At 71.1% G+C, this 26,272-nt stretch carries 23 protein-coding genes; 13 read left to right on the forward strand and 10 right to left on the reverse strand.

Going from position 1 to position 26,272, the window contains the following annotated elements; all coding sequences use genetic code 11:
- The first annotated feature begins 70 nt into the window (after window positions 1-70).
- Complete coding sequence (locus NOO62_RS02780; protein WP_268769278.1) at window positions 71-1,144, forward strand: enoyl-CoA hydratase/isomerase family protein; 1,074 nt, start codon at window positions 71-73, stop codon at window positions 1,142-1,144.
- 19 nt (window positions 1,145-1,163) lie between these two features.
- Here NOO62_RS02780 and NOO62_RS02785 read toward each other — a convergent pair whose 3' ends face one another.
- The 3 genes from NOO62_RS02785 to NOO62_RS02795 form a co-directional block, all read right to left on the reverse strand.
- On the reverse strand, window positions 1,164-1,619 hold the full coding sequence (locus NOO62_RS02785; RefSeq protein ID WP_268769279.1) for a hypothetical protein: 456 nt from the start codon (window positions 1,617-1,619) through the stop codon (window positions 1,164-1,166).
- A 111-nt stretch (window positions 1,620-1,730) separates the two neighbouring features.
- Window positions 1,731-2,477 (reverse strand): ABC transporter permease, encoded by a 747-nt coding sequence (locus tag NOO62_RS02790; RefSeq protein WP_268769280.1) that lies wholly within the window; start codon window positions 2,475-2,477, stop codon window positions 1,731-1,733.
- 2 nt (window positions 2,478-2,479) lie between these two features.
- Window positions 2,480-3,421 carry an ATP-binding cassette domain-containing protein gene (locus NOO62_RS02795; RefSeq protein ID WP_268769281.1) on the reverse strand — a complete coding sequence of 314 codons (942 nt, stop codon included), beginning with the start codon at window positions 3,419-3,421 and terminating at the stop codon, window positions 2,480-2,482.
- 109 nt (window positions 3,422-3,530) lie between these two features.
- On the opposite strand from NOO62_RS02795, the gene NOO62_RS02800 reads away from it, so the two are divergent.
- The 3 genes from NOO62_RS02800 (at window position 3,531) to NOO62_RS02810 (ending at window position 6,674) form a co-directional block, all read left to right on the forward strand.
- Window positions 3,531-4,742, forward strand: a complete 1,212-nt coding sequence (locus NOO62_RS02800) for a sensor histidine kinase (protein WP_268769282.1) — start codon at window positions 3,531-3,533, stop codon at window positions 4,740-4,742.
- A 14-nt stretch (window positions 4,743-4,756) separates the two neighbouring features.
- Window positions 4,757-5,419, forward strand: a complete 663-nt coding sequence (locus NOO62_RS02805) for a response regulator (RefSeq protein WP_268769283.1) — start codon at window positions 4,757-4,759, stop codon at window positions 5,417-5,419.
- Between the two features lie 97 nt (window positions 5,420-5,516).
- Window positions 5,517-6,674: an ROK family transcriptional regulator gene (locus NOO62_RS02810; RefSeq protein ID WP_268769284.1), complete on the forward strand. Its 1,158-nt coding sequence runs from the start codon at window positions 5,517-5,519 to the stop codon at window positions 6,672-6,674.
- A gap of 47 nt (window positions 6,675-6,721) precedes the next feature.
- On the opposite strand, the gene NOO62_RS02815 is transcribed toward NOO62_RS02810, so the two are convergent.
- A complete protein-coding gene (locus NOO62_RS02815) occupies window positions 6,722-7,483 on the reverse strand; it encodes a GntR family transcriptional regulator (protein WP_268769285.1) in 762 nt (253 codons plus the stop codon).
- A gap of 306 nt (window positions 7,484-7,789) precedes the next feature.
- Complete coding sequence (locus tag NOO62_RS02820; protein WP_414930968.1) at window positions 7,790-8,665, reverse strand: RNA polymerase sigma-70 factor; 876 nt, start codon at window positions 8,663-8,665, stop codon at window positions 7,790-7,792.
- A gap of 216 nt (window positions 8,666-8,881) precedes the next feature.
- Between NOO62_RS02820 and NOO62_RS02825 the strand changes: the two genes are divergently transcribed.
- From NOO62_RS02825 to NOO62_RS02835, 3 genes are all read left to right on the forward strand, one after another.
- Window positions 8,882-9,712, forward strand: a complete 831-nt coding sequence (locus tag NOO62_RS02825; protein ID WP_268769287.1) for an alpha/beta fold hydrolase — start codon at window positions 8,882-8,884, stop codon at window positions 9,710-9,712.
- Window positions 9,713-9,870: 158 nt separating this feature from the next.
- Window positions 9,871-11,451, forward strand: coding sequence for an alkaline phosphatase D family protein (locus NOO62_RS02830; RefSeq protein WP_268769288.1), 1,581 nt, complete (start codon window positions 9,871-9,873; stop codon window positions 11,449-11,451).
- A 118-nt stretch (window positions 11,452-11,569) separates the two neighbouring features.
- Window positions 11,570-13,009, forward strand: coding sequence for a GNAT family N-acetyltransferase (locus NOO62_RS02835; RefSeq protein WP_268769289.1), 1,440 nt, complete (start codon window positions 11,570-11,572; stop codon window positions 13,007-13,009).
- Here the strand turns inward: NOO62_RS02835 and NOO62_RS02840 are convergent.
- A complete protein-coding gene (locus NOO62_RS02840) occupies window positions 12,969-14,234 on the reverse strand; it encodes a trans-sulfuration enzyme family protein (RefSeq protein WP_268769290.1) in 1,266 nt (421 codons plus the stop codon). The genes NOO62_RS02835 and NOO62_RS02840 overlap by 41 nt on opposite strands.
- Before the next feature lie 60 nt (window positions 14,235-14,294).
- Between NOO62_RS02840 and NOO62_RS02845 the strand changes: the two genes are divergently transcribed.
- Window positions 14,295-14,810: an Lrp/AsnC family transcriptional regulator gene (locus NOO62_RS02845; protein ID WP_268769291.1), complete on the forward strand. Its 516-nt coding sequence runs from the start codon at window positions 14,295-14,297 to the stop codon at window positions 14,808-14,810.
- A 32-nt stretch (window positions 14,811-14,842) separates the two neighbouring features.
- Window positions 14,843-16,561, forward strand: coding sequence for a DUF885 domain-containing protein (locus NOO62_RS02850; RefSeq protein WP_268769292.1), 1,719 nt, complete (start codon window positions 14,843-14,845; stop codon window positions 16,559-16,561).
- Between the two features lie 21 nt (window positions 16,562-16,582).
- Here NOO62_RS02850 and NOO62_RS02855 read toward each other — a convergent pair whose 3' ends face one another.
- Window positions 16,583-17,098 carry a rhodanese-like domain-containing protein gene (locus NOO62_RS02855; RefSeq protein ID WP_268769293.1) on the reverse strand — a complete coding sequence of 172 codons (516 nt, stop codon included), beginning with the start codon at window positions 17,096-17,098 and terminating at the stop codon, window positions 16,583-16,585.
- 448 nt (window positions 17,099-17,546) lie between these two features.
- Between NOO62_RS02855 and NOO62_RS02860 the strand changes: the two genes are divergently transcribed.
- Together NOO62_RS02860 and NOO62_RS02865 are read left to right on the forward strand one after the other, a co-directional pair.
- Window positions 17,547-18,284, forward strand: coding sequence for a S1 family peptidase (locus NOO62_RS02860; RefSeq protein WP_268769294.1), 738 nt, complete (start codon window positions 17,547-17,549; stop codon window positions 18,282-18,284).
- 86 nt (window positions 18,285-18,370) lie between these two features.
- The gene (locus NOO62_RS02865) at window positions 18,371-18,817 is read left to right on the forward strand and encodes an Lrp/AsnC family transcriptional regulator (RefSeq protein WP_268769295.1); all 447 of its coding nucleotides are present in this window, start codon (window positions 18,371-18,373) and stop codon (window positions 18,815-18,817) included.
- Window positions 18,818-18,829: 12 nt separating this feature from the next.
- Here NOO62_RS02865 and NOO62_RS02870 read toward each other — a convergent pair whose 3' ends face one another.
- The 3 genes from NOO62_RS02870 to NOO62_RS02880 form a co-directional block, all read right to left on the reverse strand.
- Window positions 18,830-19,630: an SAM-dependent methyltransferase gene (locus tag NOO62_RS02870; RefSeq protein WP_268769296.1), complete on the reverse strand. Its 801-nt coding sequence runs from the start codon at window positions 19,628-19,630 to the stop codon at window positions 18,830-18,832.
- A 198-nt stretch (window positions 19,631-19,828) separates the two neighbouring features.
- Window positions 19,829-20,017: a hypothetical protein gene (locus NOO62_RS02875; protein WP_268769297.1), complete on the reverse strand. Its 189-nt coding sequence runs from the start codon at window positions 20,015-20,017 to the stop codon at window positions 19,829-19,831.
- A 116-nt stretch (window positions 20,018-20,133) separates the two neighbouring features.
- Complete coding sequence (locus NOO62_RS02880; RefSeq protein WP_268769298.1) at window positions 20,134-24,567, reverse strand: hypothetical protein; 4,434 nt, start codon at window positions 24,565-24,567, stop codon at window positions 20,134-20,136.
- 413 nt (window positions 24,568-24,980) lie between these two features.
- Here NOO62_RS02880 and NOO62_RS02885 point away from each other — a divergent pair, with 413 nt between their 5' ends.
- Both NOO62_RS02885 and NOO62_RS02890 read left to right on the forward strand, forming a co-directional pair.
- Window positions 24,981-25,727: a peptidase inhibitor family I36 protein gene (locus tag NOO62_RS02885; protein WP_268769299.1), complete on the forward strand. Its 747-nt coding sequence runs from the start codon at window positions 24,981-24,983 to the stop codon at window positions 25,725-25,727.
- 16 nt (window positions 25,728-25,743) lie between these two features.
- Window positions 25,744-26,181 (forward strand): hypothetical protein, encoded by a 438-nt coding sequence (locus NOO62_RS02890; RefSeq protein WP_268769300.1) that lies wholly within the window; start codon window positions 25,744-25,746, stop codon window positions 26,179-26,181.
- Window positions 26,182-26,272 lie beyond the last annotated feature (91 nt).

Raw genomic sequence — 26,272 nt, forward strand, 5'->3', positions numbered from 1 at the left:
CCGCGTCCGCGTACGCCCCGTCCCTGCCCGCACCCCGCGTACGCCCCATGTGAACGGAGCCACCCGCACCATGAACGCCACGCCCGACGCGCCCGCCGACACCCCCGTGGACGCCCCCGTCCTGCGACGCCGCGAGGGCCGCGTCGGACACCTCGTCCTGAACCGGCCCCGGGCCATCAATGCCCTGAACCACGCCATGGTCCGGATCATGGCGGAGGCCCTGGACGCCTGGGAGCGGGACGCGTCGGTGGCGACGGTGGTGGTCACCGGCGCCGGGGAGCGCGGTTTGTGCGCGGGCGGCGACATCCGCTCCATCCACGACGACGTGCGCGCGGGCCGCGCGGCGGCGTCGGCCGCGTTCTGGCACGACGAGTACCTCCTCAACGCGCGCATCGCCCGCTACCCCAAGCCGTACGTGGCCGTGATGGACGGCATCGTGATGGGCGGCGGCGTCGGCGTCTCGGCGCACGGGGACGTCCGGGTGGTCACCGAGCGGTCGCGGGTGGCGATGCCGGAGACGGGCATCGGCTTCGTGCCCGACGTGGGCGGCACGTATCTGCTGACGCGGACGCCCGGTGAGCTCGGCACTCATCTCGCGCTGACCGGGACGCCGGTGGGCGCGGCCGACGCGCTGCTGTGCGGGCTCGCGGACCACTACGTGCCGTCGGAGCGGCTGGCGGAGTTCACCGCGGCGCTCGCCGACGCGGGTCCGGCGGAGGTCCTGCGCGCGTTCGCGACCACGGCTCCCGCCGGTGAACTGGCGGAGCACCGCGAGTGGATCGACCACTGTTACGCCGCGGACTCCGTCGAGGAGATCGTGGACCGGCTGCACGCCAGTGGCGACCGGCACGCGAAGGAAACGGCCGAGACGATCCTGTCCAAGTCCCCGACCTCCCTGAAGGTCACCCTGGCCGCGCTGCGCAGGGCGCGTGCACTGCCCACCCTGGAAGCGGTCCTCGAACAGGAATACCGCGTGTCCTGTGCCGCCCTGACCTCGCCCGACCTGCCCGAGGGCATCCGGGCCCAGGTCGTCGACAAGGACCGCAGGCCGCGCTGGTCGCCCTCGGAGCTGTCGGGGGTGACGGAAGCGAATGTGGCCCGCTTCTTCGAGCCGACGGGGACGGGCTCGCTCGGCCTTCTCTGACGGTATCGGCACGCCGTGGTCACGGCGGGTCGGTCTCTGTGATGACGGCGAGCAGCTGGAGCGGCAGTTCCTTGTCCCACTGGGCGACACCGAGCGCTATCCAGCGGCCGTCGACCTGCCACAGGTGCAGGTCGGGCACGCAGGAGCTCAACTGGGCCCACGGCTCCGGTATCTCCTCGTCCGCTTCGCCACAATCCGCCGCCGTGGCACGTTCGAAGAGGCTCGCCAGGCTGAACTGCTGGGGCGCGCCCCAGCGATCGGCGAGGAGCACGGCCAGGGCGTCGCGCTCGGCGTCGTACTGCTCCTCCGTGAGGTGCCAACGCGTGCCGTCGTCCTCCCAGAAGGTGTCGCTCGTCAGTAACTCCGCGATGTGGAACCCGGGGCCCTGGGAGCCGTGCTCGGACCTGCCGTGCTCCGCGGGGAAGTCCCGGGAGCGCAGCAGGTCGATCACGGCGAGATGGTGTGCGCTGCTCATGATGTCCAGTAAAGCGGGCGCCACTGACAACGCGTCATGCGTCGCACGTTCCTGGTCACGCGTCACGCGTGACTTGTCACTTGTCACTTGTCACTCGTCACTCGTCACTCGTCACGCGTCTCGGCGGCGCACCGCCCACCAGCCGGCGAGCAGCACGACGGCCGTCCAGGCCGCGCACACCGCGAGGCCGGCCAGCGGGCCGACGCTCCCGGTCGGGGCCTCGTGCAGCACCTGCTGCCCCGCCTTGTCCGGCAGGAATCCGGCGGCACCGTCCGCCACGTCGCCGACCACGAACGAGACGATGAGCGTGAAGGGGATGAGGACGCTGAGGACGGCGACCCCGCTGCGCAGGACGGCCGTCAGGCCCCCCGCCAGGAGCGCCATCAGCGACAGGTAGATGCCGCCGCCGACGCAGGCCCGAACGGCGCCCGGGTGGCCGAGCCCGATCGCGTACTCCCCCATGAAGGCCTGGCTGGTCAGGAAGGTGGCGAAGCTGGTGACGAGTCCGGCGAGCAGCGCGAGGCCGCCGATGACCATCATCTTGGAGCCGTAGAAGAGCCCCCTGCGCGGCACGGCGGCGAGCGAGATGCGCAGGGCGCCGCTCGTGTACTCCGACGCCACCGCGGTCGTCCCGAAGCTGATCGCCGCGATCTGGCCGAAGTTGAAGGCGTAGAAGGCGTCGAAGAGCGGCTCGGCGTCGGGGTCGGCCGCCTCGGCCTGGCCGATGGTCGCGGACGCCAGCACGGTGATGGCGAGGGTCACGGCGAAGATGACGAGCAGCGAGATCAGGCTCGACCGCAGTGACTTGATCTTGATCCACTCGGCGTGGGCCACGGGCAGTACGGCGGAACCGGCCATGATCAGGCCTCCTGACGAGTTGCGGGGACGGTGGCACTGCCGGCTCTGAACTCGGCCTCGTCGGCCGTCAGGGCGAGATAGGCCTGTTCCAGTGAGGTCCGCTCGTCGGCGAGTTCGAGCACCTGGACCCCGGCGCCCGCTGCGATCGCGCCGACTTCCTCGGCCTTCGCCCCGTCGACCGTCCAGCGGCCCTCGACCGACTCCCCGAGGACATACCCCCGGCCGGACAGCAGTTCACGGAGCAGGTCCGGGTCCGTCGTACGCACACGGACCCGCGCCCGGCTGCGCGACGCGATGAACTCGTTCATGGGATCGTCCGCGAGCAGCCTGCCCCGTCCGAGGATGACGAGGTGGTCGGCGAAGGTCGCGGTCTCGTTCATGAGGTGGCTGGAGACGAGCACCGTGCGGCCCTCCGCGGCCAGCCGCCGCAGCAACTCACGGACCCAGATGATCCCTTCGGGGTCGAGGCCGTTGGAGGGCTCGTCCAGCATCACGACCTCGGGATCTCCGAGGAGCGCGGCCGCGATGCCGAGGCGTTGCCGCATGCCCAGCGAGAACGTCTTGATCCTCTTGTCCGCGACGGTTCCGAGCCCCGACTCGTCGAGGACCTCGTCCACGCGCCGCGCGGGGAGCCGGTTGCTGACCGCGAGGGCGAGGAGGTGGTTGCGGGCGGTGCGCGAACCGTGGGCGGCCTGTGCGTCGAGGAGCGCCCCTACGTGGCGCAGGGGTTCGGCGAGTTCGGTGTAGCGGCGGCCGCCCACCGTGGCCGTGCCGGAGGTGGGACGGTCCAGGCCGAGGACGAGCCGCATGGTGGTCGACTTGCCGGCGCCGTTGGGGCCGAGGAAACCGGTGACACGGCCGGGGCGGACGCGGAACGTGAGGGCGTCCAGGGCGCGGGTCCTGCCGTACTCCTTGGTGAGGTCTTTGACGTCGATGCTGGTCATGGGCATCAGCCTGGCCGCCTAGGCCCTGTGAGCGCTTCCCCCGCCCGGGGAGGCCGTCTCCCCCTCACGGGGGAGTCGTGCGGTGCGGGTGGCCTGGCACGATGGCGCAATGCCAGGCTTCCTGAGACCTCTGACGCGTGCGGTCACGTACACGCGCGGGGCGCATCTTCTGATCGGTTCGGTGATCGCCTGGGTCCTCGCCATGGTCCACCCGGGCCTCTCGCGTCCCTCGTACGGCATGTGGCTGCTCGTCCTGGCCGATCCCATCCCTCTGTTGGTGCTGGTCGCGATGGTGCCCGCCGTACGCCGGGCGGAGGGGCTCCAGGCCCGGATGATGCTGTTCCCGGGGCCGCACGCGCGTGTGGAGGGGGGACAGGACGACCCGGGGGTGTCGGTGGCGCCTTCCGCGTCGTGGCGCGACCGGGCGAGGACCGCTGTCTGGCTCGTCCTGCGGGTGGAGGCGGGCTGCGCCGTCGTCCTGCTCACGGGGCAGTTGATGGGGGTGGTCTTCGCGTCGCTGGGCGCGAGCGACGAACCCGCGGACAGTGACGGTCTGATCCTTCCTGTGGTGCGCGGCTGGGCCGCGGTGCCGGTGGGAGTCGTCGCGCTGCTTGCGGCGTTCGCCACAGTCGTCGTGGCGGGCCGCATGCTGGCGTGGGCCGCCTCCCGTCTCCTGGGCCCGTCCCCCGCCGAACGCCTCGCCGCCATGGAGGAGCGCACCGAGCAGCTCCTGGAGCGCAACCGCATCGCGCGCGAACTGCACGACTCCATAGGGCACGCCCTGACCGTCGCCGTCGTCCAGGCGGGTGCCGCGAGGGCCGCCTCCGACCCGGAGTTCACCGCACGCGCCCTGGAGGCCGTCGAGGAGACCGGGCGGGCCGCGCTGGAGGACCTGGAGCGGGTCCTGCGCGTCCTGCGCGAGGACGAGCAGCCCGTGAGCGGGCGGCCGGCCCTCACCGACGCCGACCGGCTGCTCCAGTCCGCGCGTGCCTCGGGCGCGAAGGTGGACGTGGAGGTGTCGGGGCCCGTGGAACGGCTGCCGGGCCCCGTCTCCCGCGAGGGCTACCGCATGCTCCAGGAGGCCCTGACCAACGTCCTGCGCCACTCCGGCCCCGTGCCGGTACGGCTCCGCATCGCCGTGGACGACGCCCGCCTGGTGATGAACGTGCGCAACGCGCTGCCGGGTGCCGCCGGTTCGACGGGGCGCGGCGGCAGCGGACTCCGCGGCATCCGGGAGCGTGCCACCCTGCTCGGCGGCCGTGCCACCACCGGGCCGCACGACGGGGAGTGGCAGGTGCACGTCGAGCTGCCCCTTAAATGATCTACGCTGACCGGATGCCGGTCACAGTGCTCCTCGTCGACGACGAACCCCTCGTACGCGCGGGTCTGCGTGCCGTCCTGGAGGCGCAGCCGGACATCCGCGTGGTCGGTGAGGCGGCGGACGGCGCTGCGGTGATCCCCCTCGTCCGCCAGCTGCGCCCCGACGTGGTCGCGATGGACGTCCGCATGCCGCTGCTCGACGGCATCGAGGCGACCCGCGCGGTGCTGCGTACGGTGCCGGATCCGCCGAAGATCCTGGTGGTCACGACCTTCGAGAACGACGAGTACGTGTACGAGGCGCTGCGCGCGGGCGCCGACGGGTTCCTGCTGAAGCGTGCGAGGCCCGCGGAGATCGTGCACGCGGTGCGGCTGGTCGCCGAGGGCGAGTCGCTGCTGTTCCCGGCCGCGGTCCGGCAGCTGGCCGGCGCGTACGGCGCGGAGCGGGGCAATCCGCAGGCCCGGGACACCCTGGAGAGGGCCGCGCTGACCGAGCGCGAGGAGGAGGTGCTGCGGCTGATGGCGCGCGGTCTGTCGAACGCGGAGATCGCCGCCCGGCTCGTCGTGGGCACGGAGACGGTCAAGTCGCATGTCAGTGCCGTCCTGGCGAAGCTGGCGGTGCGGGACCGGACGCAGGCGGTCATCGCCGCGTACGAATCCGGTTTCGTCGCACCGGGGTGACGGCCGTGGGTGTGCTGCGGGCGGGCCCGGCTCTCGCCGCCGTACCGTCCTGCGAGTACGATCCGGCCATCATGCGCACGAGCTGGGAGGACGGACGTTGGGGCAGCTGAGCGGCGGGGACCCCTCTCTGTTGCGGCGTATCAACTCCGCGGTGGTGCTGCACGCGCTGCGCGCCGCGGACTTGGCGACGCTCACGGAGATCACCCGCGTGACCGGGCTCTCGCGGCCCACCGTCGAGGGGGTCGTCGAGGGGCTCATCGAGGCCGGGCTCGTGGTGGAGTCACCGGCCGAGGACGGCGGTGCGCGGCGCCAGGGCCGGCCTGCGCGGAAGTTCCGGTTCCGGGCGGAGGCGGGACACCTGCTCGGTCTGGAGATCGGTCCGCACCGGGTGGCGGCCGTGCTCGCGGACCTCGACGGCAAGGTCCTCGGGACGGCTTCGAAGAGTGTCTCGGCGGAGGCCTCCGCGGACGACCGGCTCGAACGTCTGCGTACGGCGGTCGCCGATCTGCTGCGCCGTGCCGGGATCGCCCGCAGTTCGCTGCGGGCCGTCGGGGTCGGCAGCCCCGGCATCCTGGACGCGGACGGCACGGTGCGGCTGAGCACGGCGCTGCCCGAGTGGACGGGGCTGCAGTTGGGCGAGCGGCTGCGCCGGTCGTTCAAGTGCCCGGTCCTGGTGGAGAACGACGCCAACGCCGCCGCCGTCGCCGAGCACTGGAAGGGTGCGGCGACCGACACGGACGACGTGGTGTTCGTCCTCGCGGGGCTGAGCCCGGGGGCGGGCTCGCTGATCGGCGGTCGGCTCCACCGGGGCTACGGCGGCGCGGCGGGCGAGATCGGCGCGCTGCACCTGCTGGGCCGTGAGGTCACTCCGGAGACGCTGCTCTCGACCACGGGCGAGCCGCTGCACCCCTTGGACGAGCAGGCCGTCGCCGATGTGTTCGCTCATGCGCGTGAGGGCGACGAGCGGGCGCGGGCCGCCGTGGAGCGGTTCATCCAGCGGCTCGTGCACGACGTGGCGGCCCTGGTCCTCGCCCTCGATCCGGAGCTGGTCGTCGTGGGCGGCTGGGCGGCGGGTCTGGACGGTGTCCTGGAGCCGCTGCACCGGGAGCTGGAGCGCTACTGCCTGCGGCCGCCGCGGGTGACGCTGTCGCTGCTCGGCGAGGCGGTGGTGTCCACCGGGGCGCTGCGGCTGGCGCTCGACCACGTCGAGGAGCAGCTGTTCGCCGTCGAGGGGACCGTCACCGCACGGCGGTGACGGTCCCCTCGACAGAGCGAACGAAGCGCAGCGCGGACGGTGCCGCGTCAGGAGGCGCGGCGCTCCCCGTCGTGGTGGATCTCCACGCCGCCCGAATCGCCGAACGTGAGCCTGCACGTGTCGGCGCGGTAGGTCGCCACGGAGACCGCTGCCGTGCGGCCCCCGGCGAAGAAGCGCGTCGTCACGACGAGCACCGGCGCGCCGGGCAGGCGGTCGAGGGCCCTGGCGTCGTCCGCGCGGGCCGAGCCGAGCTCGACGGCGCGGTCCTGCCCTTCGAGGCCGAGCCGGGACAGTTCGCGCAGGACCACACGCGCGCGTGCCGCACCGGACGGCTCGTCCATGCCGGTGAGTTCGGCGACCGAGGACGTGGGCACGTACAGCAGCTCGGCGGCCACGGGCTGGCCGTTCGAGACGCGGGTGCGGCGCACCATGTGCACCTGTTCGTCCGCGGCGGTCTCCAGCATCCGGGCCACGTCGCCCGGCGGGACCGCCGGGGCGCAGTCCGCGGGCTGCCAGGCGTCGCCGGTCGCGCCCGGCCACGAGCCCTGCGCGGATCCGACGGCCACGCCCATCCGCGGCGGGGCGACCGTGGTGCCCACTCCGCGGCGGCGCTGGAGCCTGCCTTCGAGTTCGAGCTGTTCGAGAGCCTGCCGGAGGGTGGCGCGGGCGACACCGAAGCGGGCGGCCAGATCGCGCTCGTTCGGCAGGATCTCACCCACGGAGAATTCGGAGTCGAGCGCCTCACTGAGCACGGTCTTCAAATGCCAGTACTTCGGCTCCGGCGCCGTTTCGAGCTGCGTGGTCCCCACCCTGTCCTCCGCAATCGCCGTGACCGGCGGCGTTTTAGCGCCCTTGTTTATTAAAGGTTCCTGCACTATCCCTGCGACCATAGGCCCGCACCCACCCTTGGTCAAGACCAATCCTCGGTCCGTTACAGCCTGCACAGGGACGATGCCACAGAGCATTCATGCGGAGTTCGCGCGGGGCCAAGCAGGCGTAATCGGCCAGCCGCACGTGAACGGCCGGCAACGAGCACACGAACGAGCCCCCGCCGAGCTGGGCGGGGGCTCTGAGCTGGGACGACGCACCGCCCGTTGCGGTGCGGGGCCGGAACCCTAGGGGATGAGCGACACGAGCTTGTCCGGATTGCGGACGATGTAGACGTCCTGGATGAGGCCATCGGCGACATCCAAACGGAAGACGCTGTCGGGTCGGCCGTCGACGACGATGAAGAGGCACTCCGCGCCGTTCACCTCGAGGAAACGGACTTCGAGTTCGCGTGCCTCCCTGGCCACCTTGCCCGCGGTGCTGTGCAGGAAGCGGCCCACCTTGTCGGCGGACTCCAGGACGCGCAGCGGCGCCTTCGACTTGCCGCCCGCGTCGCCGACCAGCCGGACGTCCGGCGCGAGGAGCGACATCAGCCCGTCGAGGTCGCCCTCGGTGGCCGCGGCGAGGAAGCGCTCGGTCAGGTCGCGGCGCTCGGCGGGGTCCACCTTGTAGCGGGGCCGGCCCTCGTCGACGTGCTTGCGGGCCCTGCCCGCGAGCTGGCGCACGGCGGCCTCGCCGCGGTCCAGCGTGACGGCGATCTCGGCGAACGGGAACCCGAACGCCTCACGGAGCACGAACACCGCCCGCTCCAGGGGCGAGAGGGACTCCAGGACCACGAGGACCGCCAGGGAGACCGACTCGGCGAGCACGGCGCGCTCCGCGGTGTCCGGCACGGACGACCGGAGGTCGGTGACGTAGGGCTCGGGGAGCCACGGCCCCACGTACGCCTCGCGCCGGGACTGGAGGTGGCGCAGGCGGTCGATGGCGAGCCGGGTGGTGACGCGCACCAAGAAGGCGCGGGGTTCGCGCACTTGGTCGTGGTCGGTCTCCGACCAGCGCAGCCAGGCCTCCTGGACGACGTCCTCCGCGTCGACCACCCGGCCGAGCATGCGGTAGGCGACGCCCATCAGGACGGGCCGGTGCTCTTCGAAGACGTCGGTCATGCTGTTGGTAGCCACGCTCCTATCCCAGCCCACGGAACAGCGCCTGTCCAGGCACTTTGGCTGCGGCGCGCGGCACACTCGCACGCGCCGGGGACCGCTCCCGCGAAGCGTCTCGGGCCGCCCTCTTGAACTGGGGGCTACTGGACGGTAATTGTTGCTGACACAGCGTCTAACACATCGGGGAACCGTCGTCCGGCGGCGGGGACAGGAGCAGTCATGGCCGCAGAGGTCTCCTTCAGCGTCGCGTCGCCCGGCGGCCCGCACACCGTGACGATCTCCTACGAACGGGCGGGCGAGGGCGAGCCGTTGCTGCTGTTGCACGGCATCGGCCACCACCGGCAGGCCTGGGACCCGGTGTTCGAGATCCTGGCCGCCGAGCACGACGTGATCGCGGTGGACCTGCCGGGCTTCGGCCGCTCCCCCGCGCTGCCCGAGGAAGTGGCGTACGGGCTGCCCGCGGTCGTCCCCGCGCTCGGTGCGTTCTGCGAGACGCTGGGGATCGAGCGGCCGCACGTGGCGGGCAACTCCCTGGGCGGGCTGCTCGCCCTCGAAATGGGCCGCGAGAAGCTGGTCCGCTCCGTCACCGCGCTCTCCCCCGCCGGCTTCTGGACGCCCGCCGAGCGCCGGTACGCGTTCGGCACGCTCCTCGCGATGCGGCGGGGCGCGCGACTGCTGCCGCGTCCCGCGATCGAGCGACTGTCCACGAGCGCGGCCGGGCGCACGGCGCTCACGAGCACCATCTACGCCCGCCCTTGGCGCCGCTCCCCCGAGGCGGTCGTCGCCGAGACGCTCGCACTGCGCGACGCGACGGGGTTCGAGGCGACACTGCTGGCCGGACGTGACGTCCTCTTCCAGGATGACGTGACGGGCCTCCCTGTAACCGTCGCCTGGGGCACGCGGGACCGGCTGCTCCTGCGCCGACAGGGCATACGCGCGAAGCACACGATCCCCGGCGCACGGCTGGTCCGGCTCCCCGGCTGCGGCCATGTGCCGATGAACGACGACCCGGCGCTCGTCTCCCGCGTCATCCTCGACACCTGCCGCTGACCGGCGACGCGCCTCCGGCGCCGGGCTCATCCAGTCACCGCGCGGCGGTTCCCCCCGGCCTGTGAGGAGTTGTTCACTTGGGCTTCGTGTGGGCGCTGTGGCGCGGTACCGGCCGGGCGCCCGCACACTGGTCGCACCCGTCAACTGGAGGCGCATTCATGTCGCAACGTCAGCCGAGCCCGTCCCCCCGCCGCCGCAGCGTGCTGCGCGGATCGCTCGCCGTACCTGCGGCGCTCGCCGTGCCCGCACTGGCCGGGGCCGCTCCGTCGCTGGCCCTGTCGGGCCGCCCGAAGGCCGGATGGGGCGTACAGGCCGGAGACGTGACGGCGCACGCGGGGCTCGTCTGGGTCCGCTCCGACCGGCCCGCCCGGATGATCGTGGAGACGTCCGCCACCGAGTCGTTCCGTAACCCGCAGCGGTGGCGCGGCCCGCTGCTCGGCCCCGACACGGACTTCACCGGGACGACACGGCTGCGCGGGCTGCCCGCGGGCGAGCAGATCCACTACCGGGTGCTGCTCGCCGACCCCGACGATCCGCGCCGTACGGGCAAGCCGGTCACCGGCACGTTCCGCACGACGCCGAAGGGCCGCAAGCAGGACGTGCGCTTCCTGTGGTCGGGTGACATCGCGGGCCAGGGCTGGGGCATCAACCCCGACCGCGGCGGCTACCGCGTCTTCGAGGAGATGCGCCGGCGCAACCCGGACTTCTTCCTGTGCAGCGGCGACAACATCTATGCCGACGGCCCCATCCTGCCGAGCGTCACGCTGCCCGACGGCACCGTGTGGCGCAACGTCACGACGGAGGAGAAGTCCAAGGTCGCCGAGTCCCTCAAGGAGTTCCGCGGCGCGTTCCGCTACAACCTGCTCGACGACAACCTGCGGAGGTTCAACGCGCAGGTCCCGTCGATCGTCCAGTGGGACGACCACGAGGTGCGCAACAACTGGTACCCGGGACAGATCCTGGACGACCCGCGGTACACGGAGAAGAACGTGGACGTCCTCGCGGGCCGCTCACTGCGCGCGTTCAGCGAGTACTTCCCCGTCTCGACGCTCCCGCCGGGCGACGAGGACGGCCGCGTCCACCGAGTACTGCGGCACGGCCCGCTCCTGGACGTGTTCGTCCTCGACATGCGCACCTACCGCAACGCCAACTCCCCCAACAGACAGCCCGACGACGCCACCGGCATCCTCGGTGCCCGGCAGCTCGCCTGGCTCAAGCGCGAGCTGCCCCGTTCACGGGCCGTGTGGAAGGTGATCGCCTCCGACATGCCGCTGGGCATCGTGGTGTCCGACGGCAGGGAGAACTTCGAGGCCGTGGCGCAGGGCGACCCCGGCGCGCCGCTGGGCCGCGAGCTGCAGATCGCCGAACTGCTGCGGCACATCAAGCACCGCAAGATCACCGGCACGGTGTGGCTGACCGCCGACGTGCACTACACGTCCGCGCAGCACTACGACCCGTCGCGCGCGGCCTTCAAGGACTTCGCGCCGTTCTGGGAGTTCGTGTCCGGGCCGCTGGCCGCGGGCGGCTTCCCCGCGACGAAACTCGACGGAACGTTCGGGCCCGAGCAGAAGTTCATCAAGGCACCGGGCCGCGCCAACACCTCTCCGGCCGAGACGCCGCAGTACTTCGGCGAGGTCGACATCGACGGCGGCAGCGGCGAGTTGACGGTGCGGCTGCGCCAGGAGGGCGGCGGCGTGCTGTTCACCAAGGTGCTGCAGCCGGGCCGCGTGGGGCAGTGAGCGGTGACCCGTAAGTCGAATTGCCGCCAAAGGGGCAGATGACCTCTTTACCCATCAGTCACAGGACGTTCGTGATCACGAAACACCGGTCCAGCACAGTAAACGTATGAGCGCTGACATGTCTGACGTGACACGGACCAAGCACGGACGCCCCATTCATCACTGGCGGCGCGACGTGGTCGAACTGGCGGCCCTTTTCACCGCCGTGGCGGTCGCCGACGCCGTCGCGAACATGGTGGGGCACGGGCCCGACGGGCCCGCCCTGCTGGTCGTCTCGGCCGTGGTACTGCTCGCCACGGCCGGCTTCCACACCTGGTGGGCCAGGCGCCAGGACCACGCCCCGCCGCCGGCGCCCGATACCGTCGCCCGGCCGCCCGCGGACGCGGAGCAGGCCGGGCACACCACCGCCCTTGCAGCCCCCGAGACCGAGACGCCCCCGGCACTCCCCGACGCGACCACCCTCTGGCGGATGCGTACGACCGTCCGGGACGAGCCGGGCTCCCTGGCCGCGCTGTGCGTGACGCTCGCCGAGCGCCGCATCGACATCCTCAGCCTTCAGGCGCACCCGCTGACCGAGGGCACCGTCGACGAGTTCCTGCTGCGCGCGCCCACAGACCTCGCCGGCACCGAGATCACCCGGTCGATCGCGCGGGCGGGCGGCACGGGCACCTGGATCGAGCGCGCCGACGCCCACGACCTGGTGGACGCCCCCACCCGCATCCTCGGCCTTGCCACCCGCACCGCGCTCGACGCGGCCGAACTCCCCCTGGCTCTGCGGCACCTCCTGGGCCGCTGCACCATCCGCTCCCTGCCCGCCGCGCGCACGGGAACCCGCGGGGACGGGTCCGCCCCGTCGGAGTCGACGCCGGTCGAGGGCGTACTCGACGGCACGGTGCTCAGGCTGAAGGACCCCGACGGCGAGGTGATCACCGTGGAGCGCCCCTATCTGCCGTTCACGCCCACGGAGTTCGCCCGTGCGCGGGCCCTCGTGGAGCTCGACACGCGGCTCGGGCCGCGCATCCCGCGCAGCCAGGACGTCCTGACGCTCCCCGAGGGCAACTCCATCACCGTGCGGCGCGCCGACACGGCCGACATCGAGGCCGCCAAGGCCATGCACGAGCGGTGCTCGCCCGCCACGCTGGACAAGCGCTACCACGGCCCGGTGCACGACGCCGACCGCTACCTCAACCACCTCCTCAGCCCCCGGTTCGGACGCACCCTCGCGGTGCGCACCGCGTCCGGCCGGATCGTCGGCATCGGGCATCTGCTGTGGGACGGCGACGAGACCGAGGTCGCGCTGCTCGTCGAGGACGAGTGGCAGCGCCGCGGCATCGGCGGCCAGCTGCTCGGGCGGCTGGTGACGATGGCGGTCGAGGCGGGCTGCGAGAGCGTGTACGCGGTGACGCAGGCGTCCAACACCGGCATGGTGGCGGCGATGCGCGGGCTCGGTCTGCCGCTCGACTACCAGATCGAGGAGGGCACGCTGGTGATCACGGCCCGCCTCGACGCGACGCCGGTCAGTTCGCGGCTGCCGTACGACTCCGCGCAGCGTCCCTGACCCCGTCGGCGGCCGCGGCCTTGGTGGCGACCGGCGCGGGGATGGTGACCGGTACGGGGCCGAGCGCGCGGTCCAGGTCGCGCCAGAGGTCGTCGACGTCCTCCAGGCCGCAGGACATGCGCAGCAGCCGGTCGCTGACGCCGGCCGAACGCCGGTCCTCGACGTCCACCACGCGGTGGCTGATGGACGCCGGGTGCTGGATGAGCGAATCGACGCTGCCGAGGCTGACCGCCGGGGTGATCAGCCGTACGCCGGCGATCACCCCGTGCGGGTCGCCGCGCACCTCGAAGGCGACCATGGCGCCGCCCATCCGCGGATAGTGGACCCGCTCCACCCGCGGGTCGGCGGCGAGGCGGTGCGCCAGCTCCGCCGCGTTGGCGGAGGCGGCGCGCACCCGGACGGGAAGCGTGGACAGGCCGCGCAGCAGCAGATACCCGGCGAGGGGATGCAGCACCCCGCCCGTGGCGAACCGCACCTGGCGCAGCCCCCGGGCGAGCTCCTCGTCGCACGCGACCACACCGCCGAGTACGTCGCCGTGTCCGCCCAGGTACTTGGTGGCGCTGTGCAGCACCAGACGGGCGCCGCTCTCCGCGGGCCGCTGAAGGACGGGGGTCGCGAAGGTGTTGTCGGCGAGCAGCGGGACGGTACCGCAGGCGCGGGCGACCTCGGCCAGGTCGAGTTCCGCGAGCGTGGGGTTGGCGGGTGACTCGACCATGACGAGGCCGGTGTCGGGGCGGATGGCGTCGGCGATGTCCTCGGGGTCCACCCAGGTCACCTCGGTGCCGACGAGCCCCGCGGAGAGCAGGTGGTCGCTGCACCCGTACAGGGGCCGGACGGCCACGACGTGGCGCAGGCGCGCGGATCCTCGGACGAGAAGCACCGCGGTCAGTGCCGCCATGCCGCTCGCGAAGGCGACGGCGCTCTCGGTGCCTTCGAGGCGGGCGAGTGCCGTCTCGAAGCGGGCGACGGTCGGATTGCCGAGGCGCGCGTAGACGGGCGGCCCGTCGTCGACGACGCCTTCGGCGGCGAAGGCGTCGATGCGGGCGGCCTCGCCGCGGCTGTCGCGGGAGGGGTAGGTCGTGGAGAGGTCGATCGGCGGGGCGTGCAGGCCCGTTTCGGCCAGATCGTCCCGTCCCGCGTGCACGGCTTCGGTGGCCAGGGCGCGTGACGGTGAGGCGCTGTCCGCGGAGGGTGTGCGCGGTGCTGTCCCGGTGTTCGCTTCCATGCCGCACAGGCTGAACATCGCACGGCGGCAAGGGAGCACGGCCCGTGCTACGTTCGGCCGATGGCCGATTCCGTCGCACTGGACCCGGTGGATCTCCACATACTGCGCGTGCTGCAGAACGATGCCCGGACCACGTACAGGGACCTGGCGGCGCAGGTCGGTGTCGCGCCGTCCACGTGTCTCGACCGCGTGACGCGGCTGCGGCGTTCCGGGGTGATTCTCGGACATCAGCTGCGCCTCGACCCGGCGAAACTCGGCCGCGGGGTCGAAGCGCTCCTCTCCGTGCAGGTCCGGCCACACCGGCGGGATCTCGTCGGGCCGTTCGTGGAGCGCGTCAGGGCGCTGCCGGAGTCGTTGTCCCTGTTCCATCTCACGGGCCCGGAGGACTTCCTGGTGCACGTGGCGGTGGCCGGGCCCGCGGACCTGCAGCGGCTCGTCCTCGACGAGTTCACCGCGCGGCGTGAAGTGGCGCGGGTCGAGACCCGGTTGATCTTCCAGCAGTGGGCGTGCGGCCCGCTCCTTCCGCCCGACGCCGCGCTCGACCCGTCGCAGGATCCGCCGGGCGAATCATGGTGACGCACACCGCTTCTCTGTACGACGATGTCCGCATGTCAGCCACTGAGAACCCGCACGCGAACACCGGCCTCCTGCCCCGCGCCGTCGCCGACGCCTACGTCGACGAGCTCATCGCCCTCGACCCCATCACGGGCACCTACCTCGGTGTCGAGGAGAGCAACAGCAGGCTCCCCGACACCTCCCCCGAGGGCCAGCAGGCCCTGGCGCGGCTGGCGCGCACGACCCTGGCGCGGCTGGACGAGGCGGAGCGCAGGCCCGGCGCGGACAGTGAGGCCGAGCGCCGCTGCGGGCGGCTCCTGCGGGAGCGGCTGACCGCGCAGCTGGCCGTGCACGAGGCCGACGAAGGGCTGCGCGCGGTCGGCAACCTGGACACGATGCCGCATCAGGTGCGGGAGATCTTCACCGTCTCCCCCATGGAGTCCGAGGAGGACTGGGCTGCCATCGCCGAGCGGCTGCGTGCCGTACCGGCGGCGCTCGAAGGGTACCGGCAGTCCCTCGAACTCGGCCTGGAGCGCGCGCTGTTCGGGCCGCCGCGCCCCACGGCCACGTTCATCGGGCAGCTGACCGAGTGGGCCGGGGAGACCGGCGACCACCCGAGCGGGCGCGGCTGGTTCGAGGACTTCGCGGCGGCGGGCCCCGACGCGCTGCGCGCCGATCTGGACGCCGCCGCCCGGGCCGCCACCGCGTCGGTCGTGGCGCTGCGCGACTGGATGCGCGACATCTACGCCCCGGCGATCGAGGGCGCCCCCGACATCGTGGGCCGTGAGCGCTACGCCCGCCTGTCCCGCGAGTGCAACGGCACCGACCTGGATCTCGACGAGGCGTACGCGTACGGCTGGTCGGAGTTTCACAGGCTGCTCGCCGAGATGAGGACCGAGGCCGAGAGGGTCCTGCCCGGCGCGGCCACGCCGTGGGTGGCGCTCGCTCACCTCGACGAGCACGGGACGCACATCGAGGGCGTGGACGAGGTCCGGGTCTGGCTTCAGGAGCTGATGGATGAGGCGATCGACGCCCTGGACGGCACGCACTTCGAACTCGCCGAGCGGGTGCGGAGGGTGGAGTCCCACATCGCGCCGCCCGGCGGCGCCGCGGCCCCCTACTACACGGGCCCGTCCGAGGACTTCTCGCGGCCGGGACGCACCTGGCTGCCGACGATGGGCGAGACCCGCTTCCCCGTCTACGACCTCGTCTCCACCTGGTACCACGAGGGCGTGCCCGGCCACCACCTCCAGCTCGCCCAGTGGGCGCACGTGGCGGAGCACCTCTCCCGCTACCAGGCGACCGTCGGCATCGTCAGCGCCAACGCCGAGGGCTGGGCGCTGTACGCGGAGCGGCTGATGGACGAGCTCGGCTTCCTGACCGACCCCGAGCGCAGGCTCGGCTACCTCGACGGGCAGATGACGCGCGCGCTGCGGGTCATCGTCGACATCGGGATGCACTTGGAGCTGGAGATCCCGGCGGACTCCCCCTTCCACCCGGGCGAGCGCTGGACGCCGGACCTCGCCCAGGAGTTCTACGACGCGCACTGCAGCCGCCCCACCGAGTACGTGACCAGCGAGATGACCCGCTATCTGACCATTCCCGGGCAGGCCATCGGGTACAAGCTGGGTGAGCGTGCGTGGCTGCTCGGGCGGGAGAACGCACGGCGTCGGCACGGTGCCGCGTTCGACGCCAAGGCGTGGCACATGGCCGCGCTGTCGCAGGGGTCCCTGGGGCTGGACGACCTGGTGGAGGAGCTGTCGAGGCTCTGACGTCGTAACGGCGCCGGGCGGTCAGCAGCCGCAGTCCTCGGCGTCCACCGGGGCCGTGAGCGGGTCGGCGTCGCGCCGCTCACGGCCCTCCCACGTCTCGAACCCGAAGCCCTCGCGCACCCAGTACTCGAATCCGCCGAGCATCTCCTTGACCTGGAAGCCCTGTTGGGCGAGGGCGAGCGCGGCACGGGTCGCGCCGTTGCAGCCGGGCCCCCAGCAGTAGGCGACGACCGGCACCGTCTTGTCGAGGAGCGCCTCCGCCTGTTCGGGGATGAGGGCGGTCGGCAGGTGGACGGCGCCGGGGACGTGCCCCTGGTCCCATGAGGCGGTGGAGCGGGTGTCGATCACGACGAAGCCCGGGTCGGCGTCCCCGGCGAGTGCGGAGGCCACGTCGGACACGTCGGCGTGGAAGGCGAGACTGGCACCGAAATACGCGGCGGCCGCGGCCGGGGACGCGGGCGGCACCCGCAGGACCGCGTTCCGGGCCGGAGCGGGATCGGATGCGGGGGCTATGAGCTGCGCGTTCGTGTTGTTCATGGCGAAAAATCTACGGGCGGCGCACGCGACTCTGAAGCGCTGAACCCCGGCGTCCGCTCCGGTCCGCCGCCGAATTCCCGGTAGTTCGGGATTCCACGACCCCATTCCCCCGTGGGCCTCCGGACCGGACCCCAACAGGGTTGTCGTGAAAGCGCGTTGCCAGGGGCACGTCAGGTCCGCCGAGAATGGTCCGGACCAGGAATTTGGTTTGATCATGCACTGGGCCGCAATCCCACCCATGAGCGCACTGTCCCCACAGAAGGCTTCACCGACCTCTTGCGCCGCCCACAACACCTCTGCCAGATTCTGTCCCGCCGGAGATGGCATGCACGTGACAGGAGATACCCGCCTCCTCAGCGTGCGCTGCGACTGCATACGTATGCGGTCTCGTCCTCATCAAGGACGCTCCATCCCCACACAGCTTCATCCCCACACAATGGAGACGAACGTGCGAATATCCAGACTCGTCCCCGCGCTCGCGGCCACCGCCATCGCCGTCCTGGGGCTCGCCCCGACCGCGGCGGCCCAGGGCCCGACGCGCGCGGAAACGCCCGCCGTTGCTTCCACCGACGGCCCGCAGCCGATCATCGGCGGCGGCTACGCCAGCAACGCGCCCTGGGCGGCCAGGCTCTTCTCCAACGGCCGGCAGACCTGTAGCGCCACGATCATCGCCCCCACCTGGATCCTCACCGCGAAGCACTGCGTCAGCGGCGGCGGCCTGTCGTTCCGCATCGGCAGCCTCGACCAGACGTCCGGCGGCACCACGGCCAACGGCACCAGCGTCACCAACCACCCGTCCTCCGACCTGTCCCTGGTCAGGCTGGACCGCTCCGTGGCGGGCACCTACGCGCGCCTCGGCTCCCCCGGCTCGGTGTCGGTGGGCCAGACCGTCCAGGTGTACGGCTGGGGCGCGACGTCCCAGTGCGGCCAGGAGATCAACTGTCAGTCCCGGCTCCTGAAGGTCGCCGACGTCGTCGTGACCGGCGGCTGCCGCGACGCCTACCAGGGCCAGGCCATCTGCGCCCGGCGCGGCAACGGCATCACCGCGGGCGGCGACTCGGGCGGCCCGATGATGGCCAACGGCGCGCAGGTCGGCGTCGCCTCGACCAGTGACCGCCAGACCACGACCGCGTACACGAACGTGACGGCGTACCGCTCCTGGATCCAGAGCGTCGCGGGCGTCTGAGTCCCGCTGATTCTCTTAGCGGACGAGTGTGACAAATCCCCGGCCGCCTCTTGATCGGCCGGGGATTTCCCTGTTACCTCTCGGCCATGACCGGTTATTCCACGGACGCCACCGACTGGCGCATCCTCGATGTCCTCCAGCGGGAGGGCCGCGCCAGCTACGCGGAGCTGGCACGCGCCGTCTCGATGTCCGCGAGCGCCGTCACGGAGCGGGTGCGGCGCCTCGAGGAGGCCGGTGTCATACAGGGGTACGCGGCCGTGGTCGACCCGGAACGGCTCGGTCTGCCCATCCTCGCGTTCGTGCGCCTGCGCTACCCGAACGGCAACTACAAGCCGTTCCACGACCTGGTCGACGCGACCCCGGAGATCCTGGAGGCGCACCACGTCACAGGTGACGACTGCTTCGTCATCAAGGTCACCGCACGCTCGATGCAGCACCTGGAAGAGGTGTCGGGCAGGATCGGCGCGCTGGGTTCGGTGACGACGAGCGTCGTCTACTCCTCTCCCCTCCCGCGACGCCCCCTGGGACGCTGAACCTCCGGCCCCTCAGCCGGACTTGCGTGCCACTCCGCCGTAGATGCCGATCGCGTCGGACCCTTCGGGCGACGGAGCGTCCGGACGCCAGAACGGCACCTGCACCAGGCCGGGTTCGACGACCTCGAAGCCGTCGAAGAACCGCATGACCTCGGGCTTGGACCGCAGGTTCAGGGTGGCGGTGGCCTGGTTGTACACGGCTTCGGCGTCGCGGCGGTCGGCGAAGTCGCTCGTGGCGTGCGAGAGGACGAGGAAGCTGCCGACCGGCAGCGCGTCCCGCAGGGTGGCGACGATCCGCTCGGGTTCCTCCGCGTCGGTCAGGAAGTGGACGATGGCCACGAGGAACAGGGCGACGGGCCGGTCGAAGTCGATGGTCCGGCGGACGTCGGGGTGGTCGATGACCGCCCGGGGGTCGCGCAGGTCGGCGAGGACCGTGCTGGTCGTGCCGGATCCGCCGAGCAGCGCTCCGGCGTGCGTGTTCACGATCGGGTCGTTGTCCACGTAGGCGACGCGCACGTCCGGTGCCAGCGCGTGGGCCGTCTCGTGCACGTTCGGAGAGGTGGGGAGCCCGGTGCCGATGTCGAGGATCTGCCGGACACCGCTGCCGACCACGTGGCGGACGGCGCGCCGCATGAAGTCACGGTTGGCCCGCACGCCGATCCGCACCTCGGGCGCGGCGGCGGCGAGTTCGTCCCCGGCGCGGCGGTCCACCTCGTAGTTGTCCTTGCCACCCAGCAAGTAGTCGTAGATCCGGGCCGGATGCGGCCTGCTGGTGTCGATCTCCTCGGCAAGGAAGCCGCCGTCCTGTCCCACGCTTCGCCCCTTTCGACGACCGTCACGGCCCCGGTCCCGCGCACGGCTGGCGACAGCTTGTCATATCAACGTGCCTGTACAGCGAGCGGTTCCGGGCAGCAGCGGCACGACGACAGGCACGGCCAGGATCGAGAGCCTTGAGGGGTATCGCAGCTTCTATCTGGAGGCCCTCCGCGCCGTCCGCCCTCGGTTCGGGTCCTACGACGCGGCTCCCTTGGCGTCCACCACGCCGCCGATGACCAGCAGGATGACGGGGAAGACGATCAGCAGGAAAGCCATGGTCCAGCCCATCTTCGCCGTTGTCTTGATGGCGACCTTCCTGCAGAGCAGGGCCACGGGCACCAGGTAGAGGAACGCGGCGAAGAAGGCCAAGTACAGAAAGCCCATGAGGATTTCTCCCTAGACGTGCGGAGGGGGGACGGGCCGGCCGGTGCGGGCCGGCCCGTCCCTCCTCTTCGTGCATCGGATCAGTCGGCGGTCATGCGCTCACTCACCCACTCCGGTCACCGGGTGAGGTTTTCGGTGAACTTGTTCGCCGGCTCGTCACAGTGCACCACACTGCCGGGACGGTTCCCCGGCCCGTCCCCGAGGAACGGAACGGGGGCGTCCACGCCCCACGGATTGCCGCCGCTGCCCCGGTGGTAGGCGGAGCAGGAGGCGTAGGCGTTGCCGTTCGGCGCGGTGGCGGGGAAGTTGGAGAAGTTGCGCCAGTCGCCGCCGCTGATGCGGTGGTCCGACTTCCGGCCGAGGTTGTCGGTCAGCCGGTCGTCCACGTACAGATAGAGGTCCGGCATGTACGACTGGAAGACGATGCCGTCGGACGGGTTGGCGTCCTTGTTCTTCTGCAGGTGAGTCGGCTTCACGGAGCCGTCGGCGCAGAAGGCCCCGGCGATGTCCTGCCAGATCGGCGGGGCGTTGCCGATCATGGAGCCGAACATGTTGTTGTTCCACTTCCCGGTGTTCTTGAAGAACATCGAGTAGACGTCCCCGGCGAACCGCCGCACGGTGTGGTTGGTCTCCAGGTCGTTGTTGACCTGGTCCACCCACGCCTTGACGTTGTCGTTGACGGACTTGTGGCCGATCATCGCCCGGTAGCCGTGCACACCGCCGCCGACCCCGCGGAAGTCGACGCACTGCTTGGCGTCGTCCAGACGTGCGCCGCGGAAGTGCGGGAAGTACGCCTGACCAGGAGTGTCACCATCCTTGTAGGGGTGGGACGTGTGGACGTTGCCGTACTCGAGCGCGTCCTGCGTGGTGTAGTCGATGTCCGGCGCCGGGATGCCGTAGTCCGCCTCGATCGCCTGCATGATGTCCGTGACGAAGTGCGGCAGGTGGGCGTTGCCGACGCGGGCGCGGTAGTCGGACCCCACGCTGCCGTCGACGATCTTCCCGTCCTCGCCGACCACGAACGTCACGTTCACATCAGACTTGATCTTGTAGCTGTTCGGGTCCGCGTACGCCTTGGACGCGGGCTCGGCCGGGTCCGGCCGCTCGTTGGACATGGCCATCCAGCGCGGGATGGAGTACTCGGGGGCGGAGCCGTCGGCGCGCGGCTTCCAGCCGCCCGCCTTGATCTCCTTGGCCCACTTGTCGGCCGCGTCCCACGTCTTCTGGCCCGTGCACTCGCCGACGGCCTTCGCCGAAGGGCAGCGCGCCTTGGAGGACATGCCGACGGCGTCGGCGCCCTCCGGGTTGTTCCACAGCGGACCGTGGTCAGCGAGGCCGAGGCCCCAGTCGTAGAGCGCCTTCATCGACTGCACCGGCGAGTTGATCTCGGTCGACACCGGCCAGTTGGAGTTCAGCTCCTGGTTCGGGTCGAAGATCGCCGCGGCGGTCAGCGAGCGGTGCACGAACTTGCCCTTGATCGGCTTGAACGCCACGGAGTTCCAGGCGATGTCGCGGTCCGCGCTGCCCGTCTTCGTGTAGTTCGTGAGCTTCACCTTCGGCATGCCCGTGAACTTGTAGGCGCCCAGCGGCACCCACTTGCCGCTGTTCGCGTTCTGGTCGACGACCCGCTCGTAGGGGCCGCCGGACGCGCCGCTGACGACGTATGTCGCGTGCCTGGTCTGCGCCCCGGTGTCGGGGACGTAGGCGTAGACGGCGGCGAGGTCGTACTTCTTGCCCGCCGTCCACTCGCCCTCGATCGTCATCCGGTTGCCGTCGCCGCCGAGGTGGTCCTCGTTACGGGTGTGGGTGTACCAGAAGTGGCCGCCGTGGCCGCCGCCGATGGAGTGCAGATCGGCCTTCGCCTCGTAGTGCTTGTCCCAGTCAGGATGGAAGGTGAACTGGAACGAGCCCGTCGAGGACGCCTTGCCGCAAGTGGACCAGGTCGGCGTTCCGTTGGGTACGGAGGCGACGACGTCGGAGCCCGCGGGGGCGCCCCCGCACACCGGGTCGCCGTTCTTCAGCCGGTAGCCGCGGCCCGGCTCGGAGCGCAGCGTGGCGTACTTGATGCTCTCGTGCCCGCACGTCTGGTCGCAGTCGGGCTTCCACACCGCCTTCTCCTGCGTCCACCAGAACTGCCGGTAGCAGGCCTCGTCCGGGCAGTCGACCGGGTTGGCCGGGTCGCAGTTGTTCTTCTTGTTGCAGAACGTGTCCAGCGGCGGGCTGACGCGGGAGCGGTCGGCGATGCTCGCCCACCACGCGGGGCGGAACCCGGCGGTGTTGAAGCCGGACTCGCCCTTCCAGTCCTGCTTGCCGTCCGTGCCGTAGGAGAAGCCGGTGTCGATGGACCAGGCGGACCAGCCCATCACCTTCTCCTCGTACGGCCAGTCCTGCGGGTGCGCCGCGTCACGGATGTTGTTCGCGTTGAGGCTGACATCCATGAACGGGTGGTCCCAGGCACCCTTCTTGTACATGGGGTTGGCCGGGTTGTTGTACCAGCCGAGGCCCCAGTGTCCGCCGTTCTTGCCCGACTCCGACTTGGGGTTGAAGCCGAGGTTGTAATTCCAGGCGGCGGTGAACCAGTTCTCCATGCGGGAAGGGTCGTCGTTGTTGACCGTGATCTTCTGCCCGTCCTTGTGGACCTCGTTCCACTTGTCGGCGAGGATCTTCATGGAGGCGGCGATGTTGGTCGCGTAGTCGACCGCGATGACCTTCTGCAGCTTCGGGTCGAGGCTCGTCTCGTCCTTCTTCTCGTGACCCTTCAGGCGCATGCCGTCGGTGACCTGGCCGACGCCGTAACCACAGTCGGACTTGTCCCAGTTGATGCGCCAGTAGCCGAGGAGCGTGTCCTTCGCCTTGTGGCCGTAGTAGCCGTCCACGGCGGCCAGCGGATTGCCCATCTGGCCGGGGATCGCACCGGACTCGGCCTGCCACAGGTTGGACTCCTGCGCCAGGATACCGAGGAGCACGCTCGCCGGGATCCGGCCGCCCCCGTTCAGCTTCGGCAGCGGGAACAGGCCCTGCGGGTCGATCGTGCCGAGCCCCGCCTGGCCCCGGTAGTCGCCCTGGCGGATCCACTTGGCGCGCAGCTCACCGCGTACGGCCATGTCCACCGCCCACTCCACCTGGTTCGGCGTCGGCTGCAACGCCTGGGCGCTCATGTCGTTGCGCGAGACGGAGCACCAGCGGTCGGTGTCGACGGGATCGTGCGAGACGGACGCGGCCGCGGTCTTGACGGCCGAGGCGCGGGTCAGCGTGCGCGGCTTGCTGTCGCCGGTCAGGGCGGGCGAGAGGCCCGCGGTGGTGCGCGGCTGCGCCGACTCGACCCGTTGCTCGACCTCCTCACCGGTGGTCGTCGCGGTCGACGTCACCGTGATGGTGGTCTCGTCGTCCGCGGTGCCCGGGGCCTGGCCGGAGCGCGAACGCACGCCCGCCTCGGGCTCATTCGCCTTGTCGAAGCCCTTGCCCGCGCCCTTGATGCGGGTCAGTCCGGCGCGGACGCCGGGGGTGAGGACGGGCTCGACGGCGAGCCGGCCGTGCGAGGAGAGGTCGGTGTCGGCGGGTGCGTCGACCCGGGTGACCCCGCTGTCCCGCAGTCGTACGTCCTTGGCCTCGCCGGTCAGGAAGGTGCGGCCCCGCGCGCCGGGTTCGAGGCCGAGGTCGCCGAGGCGGCCGGTGGCGATCGTGCGGGGCTCGCCGTGCCCGTCGTACACCTTCGCCTGCGCCGTCTTCGTGCCCTTGCGGTCCACGAAGCCGACGCGGTCGCCGCCCATGGGGCGGATATCGAAGGGAACGCTGTCGCCCTCGGCGACCTTGCGGATCTTGCCCTTGCCGTCGACGTGGACGAGGTCGCGGCCAAGGCCGGCGACCACACCGTCCTTCACGGGCGCCGCCGACGACACCTGGCCGCGCAGCTCACCGGTCTTGGCGATGGTCTTGCCCGCCGTGTCCACCGTGATCACCTGCGTCTTCACCTGCGACACGTCGTTCATGTCGCGGTACTGGGTGAAGGCCGCGGTGTGCGTGGTGGTGTTACAGGTGGGGTCGAAGTAGGCGAGGGTGCCGGTGAACGGCAGCTTCGTCACGTCCCCCGTCCTCGTGTTCACGATCGCGGTGAACGCGCCGCCCTGCATCAGGTCCGGCTTGTTGGTGAACGCGCGCGGCGCGTACACGGCGGCGACATGGGAGTCGTCCATGACGCACTGGTTGCCGATCCACGAATCGGCGGGCATTCCGGGCTCGTTGAGGACGGCGGCGGTCTTCCACGCGTACGCCTCGTCCGACGCGGCGGCGAGGATGCGCAGCCCCTCGGAGTCGGCGGCGGCGGTGACGGCCCGGTCCTTCGAGGTGTCCCAGTCCTTGCCGAGCTTCTCGTCGGGGTCGGCGACGGCACCCGAACCGGGTCCGTCCCCGGCCGACTTCGGCTGGGGGGCGACGGTCGTGCCGTCGGGCGCGGCGTGGGCCGTGCCGGTCTGGATCAGCCCGGCCAGGACCGCGGCGGCCGCGAGGCCTGCGATCCCGGCGCGTGCCGGTCTCCGTATGTGCGATCTCAACTCATGCTCTTCCTCTCACAGTTGGCGCATGGCAAAGCAGCACCGATGGTGTGTTACGGGTCTTCTCCCGTGATGTCGGTGCGTTGCCGGTCAAGCTGTGAGGTGTGGGGGAAATGGGATTGATCATCGTAAGGCGTAGATAAGGGCGGCCGTAAACCGGGTGCCACGACGGACATATGAGGACTCATCAACACGTGACGCCGCGTCACGACGTGCTTGACCGTGCCGTGAGTCGATCTTGATGGGGCTGTTATCCCTCGCCGTACAACCATGCTTAACGCCACAGATGGGATGGGTGGCACTTGTCGGCTTTAAGCGGATTCATCCGCTAGATCGGTGCACGCTCCATGCAATACGTTCCTTGATCGGATCCGCGCTCCGGAGAACCCGGAGCTCCGTGGATCCGCTCGAACATGACGTCTTTCTGGGGAACACCCGTGCACATCAGCGCCCGCACCACCATGGCCGCCGCCGCCCTCGCCCTCGCGACCGCAGGCATCACCGCCGCTCCGGCCTTCGCCGACAGCTCCCTCCCCGAGGTGCCCGGCGCCGTCTCCGGCACCGCGACCGCCGAAGAGGAGGCGCAGGTCCACCAGGAGGTGGAGAACGCGCCGAAGGTCGAGATGTACTACCACGGCGAGAGGATCGACTCCCGGTCCGACGACCTCGGCGGCGCGCAGGTCTGCGCCGAGGTCTCGCAGGACGGCACGATGGAGTGCTTCGACGACCAGGCCGAGGCCGACGCCTACCTCGCCGAACACGCGCCGACTCCGCAGGCGCGCGAGGGCGCGGCCGCCCAGAGCGCCCCGAAGGCGGCGCCGGCCGCCACCGCCCTGCGCAGCAGCTGGCTGGACTGCCCCAAGAGCTGGGTGTGCCTGTGGCAGGACGCGGACTTCAAGGGCCGTCGCCTGCAGTGGCCGACGTACGACACCGCGAAGACCCGCCACCTGGACCAGTACAGCCCGAGCTTCCGGGACAAGGCGTCCTCCGCGTACGTCAACCGCCCCCAGCGCGGGGTGGAGCTGTACGACTTCCGCACCGGCATGCCCGACCCGCACCTCTTCCTCGGGGCCGGATACACCCGGTACCCGAACTTCAAGAAGATTTCCTACGCTTACGGTGGTAACTGGAACGACAGGGCCGACGCGATCAAGTTCTGAGAGGGAGGAGCGTGTGATGCGCCCACAGCTGATCCGATCCGCGGCGCTCGCCCTCGGCGCGTGCGTCGCCATCGGCCTCACGAGTGGCTGCGAGTGGACCGACACGACGGCCCAGGGCACCGCCACCGAGCAGGAGACCCTGCCGCCCGACGCCGACAAGAAGCAGTCGAGGAAGAACGCCGACGACTTCCGCGCGTGGGTCGAGGCCAACGGCACCCAGGCGCAGAAGAAGGCGGCGTCCCGCGTACGGCGCGTCATCGGCGAGTGGGACGACAGAACCGGCAACGCCTACATCTCCACCGACATCAACGGTGGGACGACGCCGGTCAAGGAGCCCATGGCCACCGCACGCGCGCTCGCCGCGGCCTTCGACGACTGGAAGGACTCCAAGGAGGGCTACGTCTCGGTGTACGACGTCTTCGGCAACGCCCTCGTCACCAACGAGGAGTTCTGAGCCGAGGAGTTCTGAGCTGATGCGGAGTCGGGGCACGGCGCGCCCAGTGCGCCGTGCCCCGGACCGTACGAGGTGTCAGTCCTGGTGGACG

The sequence above is a fragment of the Streptomyces sp. Je 1-369 genome (genome assembly GCF_026810505.1).
In the GTDB taxonomy this organism is placed as follows: Bacteria; Actinomycetota; Actinomycetes; order Streptomycetales; family Streptomycetaceae; genus Streptomyces.

Bases quoted from the DNA above. Each gene is read 5' to 3' on its own strand.
- NOO62_RS02780 (WP_268769278.1), top strand. From the start codon at position 71: ATGAACGCCACGCCCGACGCGCCCGCCGACACCCCCGTGGACGCCCCC.
- NOO62_RS02785 (WP_268769279.1), bottom strand. From the start codon at position 1,619: ATGAGCAGCGCACACCATCTCGCCGTGATCGACCTGCTGCGCTCCCGG.
- NOO62_RS02790 (WP_268769280.1), bottom strand. From the start codon at position 2,477: ATGGCCGGTTCCGCCGTACTGCCCGTGGCCCACGCCGAGTGGATCAAG.
- NOO62_RS02795 (WP_268769281.1), bottom strand. From the start codon at position 3,421: ATGACCAGCATCGACGTCAAAGACCTCACCAAGGAGTACGGCAGGACC.
- NOO62_RS02800 (WP_268769282.1), top strand. From the start codon at position 3,531: ATGCCAGGCTTCCTGAGACCTCTGACGCGTGCGGTCACGTACACGCGC.
- NOO62_RS02805 (WP_268769283.1), top strand. From the start codon at position 4,757: ATGCCGGTCACAGTGCTCCTCGTCGACGACGAACCCCTCGTACGCGCG.
- NOO62_RS02820 (WP_414930968.1), bottom strand. From the start codon at position 8,665: ATGACCGACGTCTTCGAAGAGCACCGGCCCGTCCTGATGGGCGTCGCC.
- NOO62_RS02825 (WP_268769287.1), top strand. From the start codon at position 8,882: ATGGCCGCAGAGGTCTCCTTCAGCGTCGCGTCGCCCGGCGGCCCGCAC.
- NOO62_RS02830 (WP_268769288.1), top strand. From the start codon at position 9,871: ATGTCGCAACGTCAGCCGAGCCCGTCCCCCCGCCGCCGCAGCGTGCTG.
- NOO62_RS02835 (WP_268769289.1), top strand. From the start codon at position 11,570: ATGTCTGACGTGACACGGACCAAGCACGGACGCCCCATTCATCACTGG.
- NOO62_RS02840 (WP_268769290.1), bottom strand. From the start codon at position 14,234: ATGGAAGCGAACACCGGGACAGCACCGCGCACACCCTCCGCGGACAGC.
- NOO62_RS02845 (WP_268769291.1), top strand. From the start codon at position 14,295: ATGGCCGATTCCGTCGCACTGGACCCGGTGGATCTCCACATACTGCGC.
- NOO62_RS02850 (WP_268769292.1), top strand. From the start codon at position 14,843: ATGTCAGCCACTGAGAACCCGCACGCGAACACCGGCCTCCTGCCCCGC.
- NOO62_RS02855 (WP_268769293.1), bottom strand. From the start codon at position 17,098: ATGAACAACACGAACGCGCAGCTCATAGCCCCCGCATCCGATCCCGCT.
- NOO62_RS02865 (WP_268769295.1), top strand. From the start codon at position 18,371: ATGACCGGTTATTCCACGGACGCCACCGACTGGCGCATCCTCGATGTC.
- NOO62_RS02875 (WP_268769297.1), bottom strand. From the start codon at position 20,017: ATGGGCTTTCTGTACTTGGCCTTCTTCGCCGCGTTCCTCTACCTGGTG.
- NOO62_RS02885 (WP_268769299.1), top strand. From the start codon at position 24,981: ATGACGTCTTTCTGGGGAACACCCGTGCACATCAGCGCCCGCACCACC.
- NOO62_RS02890 (WP_268769300.1), top strand. From the start codon at position 25,744: ATGCGCCCACAGCTGATCCGATCCGCGGCGCTCGCCCTCGGCGCGTGC.